The sequence below is a fragment of the Sphingobacterium sp. SGL-16 genome (assembly GCF_011043515.1).
Lineage (GTDB): Bacteria > Bacteroidota > Bacteroidia > Sphingobacteriales > Sphingobacteriaceae > Sphingobacterium > Sphingobacterium litopenaei.
In genome coordinates, this window is the sequence record NZ_JAAKGQ010000089.1 from 1 (window position 1) to 4,790 (window position 4,790).

At 35.1% G+C, this 4,790-nt stretch carries 3 protein-coding genes; all 3 read left to right on the forward strand.

Annotation, left to right across the window (positions count from 1 at the left end):
• The coding region (locus G5B32_RS16660) for a PKD-like family lipoprotein (protein ID WP_165292623.1) at positions 1 to 739 on the forward strand (739 nt) is incomplete at its 5' end.
• Positions 740 to 749: 10 nt separating this feature from the next.
• The gene (locus G5B32_RS16665) at positions 750 to 2,210 is read left to right on the forward strand and encodes a TlpA family protein disulfide reductase (protein WP_165292624.1); all 1,461 of its coding nucleotides are present in this window, start codon (positions 750 to 752) and stop codon (positions 2,208 to 2,210) included.
• A gap of 148 nt (positions 2,211 to 2,358) precedes the next feature.
• Complete coding sequence (locus tag G5B32_RS16670) at positions 2,359 to 4,422, forward strand: alpha/beta hydrolase family protein (protein ID WP_240899086.1); 2,064 nt, start codon at positions 2,359 to 2,361, stop codon at positions 4,420 to 4,422.
• Positions 4,423 to 4,790 lie beyond the last annotated feature (368 nt).

Here is a 4,790-nt window from a genome sequence, read left to right on the forward strand (position 1 = left end):
ATCAAGACATATTGTAGAAAGTAAACCTTCCAATTCAACGTTTGAATACGAATGGAAGGCCCTTAGCAATGAGAAAGCAACCCTGCTTTCTACAGATCGTGATTTAAGAATCTCCGTAGGTTTGGCTCCTGGAAGCTATAATTTGCAGTATACTGTTACAGATAAAAGCAATGGATTGCAATTCAATAAGTTGTATAACTTAAAAGTAAACAGTGGTTTCAATAGCGGATGGTTTGTAACGCACAATAAAAACAATAAAGCCGGTTTATCGTTTATTCGTACAGATAAAACAGTATTCTCTGCACCTGCTGAGGATGCAAACAATAAATCTTTTTCAGGTAAAGCTTTGCGTACATACTATGCTTTCTTGAATAATCAACAGAATTATGCGAGTATTTTGTACTTCACTACAGAAGGTGTTTATCGTTTTGATCCGAACAACTTTGCTCAAGTAGGAGATACACAAACTATTTTACCTACTGTAAGTAGTTTCACGAGTATCCCAAATAATAATGCTTCTTTGATCTACGAGTTTCCAAGTTCAGCTAAGGTAACCTCGTTAGTAATGGATAAATCTACAGGTAATGTAGGTAAAACATTAGCTGTCGGTGTAATGAACAATGGTGAGGGCGAAGTATATTTCTTCAATATCAATACATTGGGTTGGTTTACCAACAATACGTTTGATTCTTCATTCAAAGGTTTAGGTGAAGTAATCCATTTATCTAAAAAATTCTAATCTTACCTGAATGAATATTATAAAATATGCAGTGCTTGTCATCTTTATAGGGATGGCAAGTCCTGCTTTCTCCCAAGAGATTACTGAGGCACAGATAATGGCCAAAACGCGAGAATTGTCCAATATCTACGATGACGCTCAGCTACAAAAAGCGTTATCCACATTGGAAAAAAGTAAATCGCAGGCAGATCTAGTGTATGCGTATAAATATTACTTAAGCCAAAAAGACGAAGAGTCGATAGCGCGTGTTAAAAAGAATGGTCTGAAGAAATTTCCAAAAGGAATCTTTTCCTACTATTTGGAGATGACGCGTATCGCTGCATTAAAAAATCTGAATGAAAAGAATGAAGCATACCAAAAGCTTCTTCAAGTTAATCCCTCTCTGGATTTAGGTATGGAAGGGCTTTCTATGACTTTAGGCTTTGCGGCTCAGGGTGATACAGCTTTGATGAATACCTATTTGGATTATTACATGCGTAATGCTAAGACGCCTTCTGATAATACAATATCAAAGGTTTCTATGTATTCGATGTTGATCAATAATTTGATGAGAACGAATACTAAATTAGCAATGCATTATTTGGATTACTGTTTGGCGTATTACCGTGATAGATTACAAAATCAGCCTAATCGTGAGGATCAAGCAAGATATTATCAGGTAATAGGTCACTATGCGGATATTCTAATCCGTGATAACAAATCCGAAGAAGCATTTCAATATTTGAAAACGGTTCAATACGAATTTTTGTCTTCGAAAAGAGAGTTTCCTGCATTTTTGCAATCTAGATTGTTGAATACGCATTTGTTGACAGAAAGATATGCTGATATTTTCCAATCTTTAGAAAAAGCGTATGTAAATGATGAGAAACTTCCAAAATTGGAATATCATTTGAAAAAGGCATACACAGCAAAAAATAAAGATTTAGCTTTATATGATAAGTATATTGATTCCCTAAATAAAGAAAAACATAATGCTTTCGTAGCATCCATCTTGAATTCTGCTATCAATAAACCGGCTCCTGATTTTGAATTGAAAGATGTAGACGGGAATCTTGTTAAGTTAGCAGATTTGAAAGGTAAAGTTTTGGTGCTTGACTTTTGGGCAACTTGGTGTGGACCTTGTAAGGCTTCATTCCCTATGATGCAAAAGGCAGTAAATAAATTTAAAGCTGATAAAGAAGTACAGTTTTTATTCATTCATACTTGGGATACAGCGAAAGATCCTGTGAAAGATGCGAAAGACTATGTGGTAACCAACGGATATACGTTCGAGGTACTAATGGATTTGAAAAACAAAACTACCAATCAAAGTGAAGTAGCGACTAAATTCAATGTGAAAGGTATTCCAGCTAAATTCATTATTGATCAAAAAGGTAATATTCGATTCCAAGCTTCAGGCTTTTCAGGCGATGAAGAGAAAGCTATAGATGAACTATCTCGCATGATAGATTTTGCTAAAAAGAATATATAGTATAATTGAAATAAATCTAATCTAAACCAAAGGCATAAGAACGCGTTCTTATGCCTTTTCCATTTTATAGGCTTTAGCTTTTTTCCTATCTTGCATATAAAAATATTTGATGATGAATAGAGTTTCTATTTTAACAGTTTTACTACTTATGAGTGCATCAGCAATGGGGCAACGTGCACCAGAGAAAAAGATTGAAAAATCTGTGTTGACGAATAAAATAAATGAATATTTAGCCAAAAGACCGATGAATGCCGAAGACTTATGGAAGTTAGGACGTGTATCTGCTGAAGGTCTTAGCGCCGATGGTTCGGTGTTGGTTTATGGAGTTTCTAATTATTCTTTTGAAGAGAATAAGTCGGAGAAAAACTTGTTTACGATTCCCCTAAAAGGTGGAGATGCCAAACCTTTTACTACAGATTTAGGTAGTGAAACGGTAATAGAAATTACATCTTCGGATGATGTAATTTATTTGTTCAAAGGTCAACTTTGGAAGAAAAATCTTAAAGGTGGTGCAGCTGTGCAATTGACAGATGTAAAAGAAGGCTTATCCGATGTCAAAATTTCCCCATACAAAAAGCATATTCTATTCAGTAAGCAAGTGCTTATCAATAAAAATCATAGTGTAGACAAATATGCAGATTTGTCCAAATCCAATATCTACATTTATGATGATCTGGATTATAGACATTGGGATACGTTTAATGATGGACGTTTCAATCATCCATTTGTTGCCACATATGATAATGGTAAAATTGGTGAGGCAGTAGATTTATTAGAAGGACAACCTTTCTATAGCCCAACTGCACCTTTTGGTGGGGCGGAGGATTTTGCATGGTCACCTGACAGCAAATCTGTGCTATATGTTTGCAAGAAGAAATTTGGTAAAGAATATGCCACAAGTACCAATACAGATATTTACCAATATGATTTAGCAACCAAGCAAACTAAAAATCTAACAGAAGGCATGTCAGGATACGATACTAATCCTACATTCAGCCCTGATGGAAAAAGATTTTCTTGGTTAAGCATGAAAACTGACGGGTATGAAGCTGACAAAAATGATATTATCATTCAAGATTTGGCATCAGGTGTAAAATTAAATTTGACAAGCCATTGGGATGAGACCGTAAATGCTTTCTATTGGAGTAAGGATGGTAAGAAAATCTATTTTGTTGCGCCTACACGTGGAACAGTTCAGTTATTTGAAGTGGACGTTCCAGCTAATTTGAATGTTCGCTCATTACCAAAAATCCAACAATTAAGTCAAGGACAATTTGATATTTCGGGGATAGTGGGAGAGACGAAAGAAGGGTTAGTTGTTACCTCTACTAAGATGACGCAAGCGACTGAAGTTTATTTGTTCAATTTCAAAAATAAAAACCTAACACAAATTACATCTGTAAACGATGCAAAATATGCTGGATTGAAAGAAACAAAAGTAGAGGGTCGTTTTACTAAGGCATCGGATGGTGCTGATTTATTCTCTTGGGTAATTTATCCGCCAGATTTTGATCCTACCAAAAAATATCCAACTTTATTATTCTGTCAAGGAGGTCCACAATCAGCGACTACGCAAGGCTATTCTTACCGTTGGAACTTCCAATTAATGGCTTCTCAAGGTTATATCGTGATTCTTCCAAACCGTCGAGGTATGCCAGGATGGGGAACTAAATGGAACCAAGATATTTCCAAAGATTGGGGTGGACAAGCTATTCAGGATTATTTGTCCGCTATTGATGATTTCAAAAAAGAATCATATGTAGACAATGATCGTATCGGAGCGATTGGTGCAAGTTACGGAGGTTATTCCGTATTTATGTTGGCTGGGGTGCATGAAGGTCGTTTCAAAACGTTTATTTCACACTGTGGTTTGTTTAATATGGAATCTTGGTACGGAACGACTGAAGAGTTATTCTTTGCGAATTATGATTTAGGAGGTCCTTATTGGGATAAAGCTAATGCAAAAACTTATCAAGATTTCAACCCGATCAAACATATCGATAAATGGAATACGCCAATTCTAATTTTCCAAGGAGGTAAAGATTACCGTGTACCCGTTGGCCAAGGACAAGAAGCTTTTCAAGTGGCACAATTGAAAGGTATTAAAAGTAGATTTGTGTATATGCCAGATGAAAATCACTGGGTACTTTCGGGACACAATGCGCAAGTCTGGCAACGTGAATTCTTTGGTTGGCTAAACGAAACATTATAGTTAATAAATGAAAAAAGTCTGAAGCGGGGAGCTTCAGACTTTTTTAACTAACCAATTATTAACCTAAATTATGAATTACTAGTATAACGTCTATATTTATGCCAATATTGTGGCTATATTATGATTTAACAAATTTTTAACAGTAATAGGTAATTATTGAAATTTATTAATGAATTAAGTATAAAAAAAAGTCTGAAGCGGGGAGCTCCAGACTTTTTAACTAACCAATTATTAACCTAAATTATGAATTACTAGTGTAACGTCTATTTTTATGCCAATGTTGTACTAAATAGTTGATTTAACAATTTGTTAACAAGTAGAAGACGTAACGATGACAATACCCTAAAAAAATAGCCTTGAGAAATTCT

What these genes read in the sequence shown, in the direction of transcription:
- G5B32_RS16665 (WP_165292624.1), top strand. Translation starts at nt 750, where the DNA reads ATGAATATTATAAAATATGCAGTGCTTGTCATCTTTATAGGGATGGCA.
- G5B32_RS16670 (WP_240899086.1), top strand. Translation starts at nt 2,359, where the DNA reads ATGAGTGCATCAGCAATGGGGCAACGTGCACCAGAGAAAAAGATTGAA.